Annotated in this window: 1 protein-coding gene; it reads right to left on the bottom strand. The window is 52.2% G+C overall.

What is annotated here, in order from left to right; translation table 11 throughout:
- The coding region (lptD, locus tag OH705_RS28075) for an LPS assembly protein LptD (protein WP_267303548.1) at positions 1-253 on the bottom strand (253 nt) is incomplete at both ends.

Here is a 253-nt window from a genome sequence, read left to right as displayed (position 1 = left end):
AAGGTGGTGTCTCGGTCGAAATACAGGCCGCTGTCGACCTTAACCAAAGGGAGCGAACGGTCCTGATTGCTGTCAAAGGACTCATCTCTTTTATTCAGGTCGGTCTTGCCCTGGCTATCCAAGTCTAGATCGTACTTGGTATACAAATATTTCAATGTGGGTGTCACATAACCCCAGCTGCGCGTCATTGGCAAACTCATGCCCGGCTCCAGGTGCATACGGTCTCCCGTTGCTCGGGCAAGGCCTTGAAGTG

The sequence above is a fragment of the Pseudomonas sp. BJa3 genome, from assembly GCF_026343815.1.
Lineage (GTDB): Bacteria > Pseudomonadota > Gammaproteobacteria > Pseudomonadales > Pseudomonadaceae > Aquipseudomonas > Aquipseudomonas soli.
Note: the sequence above shows the minus strand (reverse complement) of the source record. Positions and strands in the feature narration are given on the sequence as shown.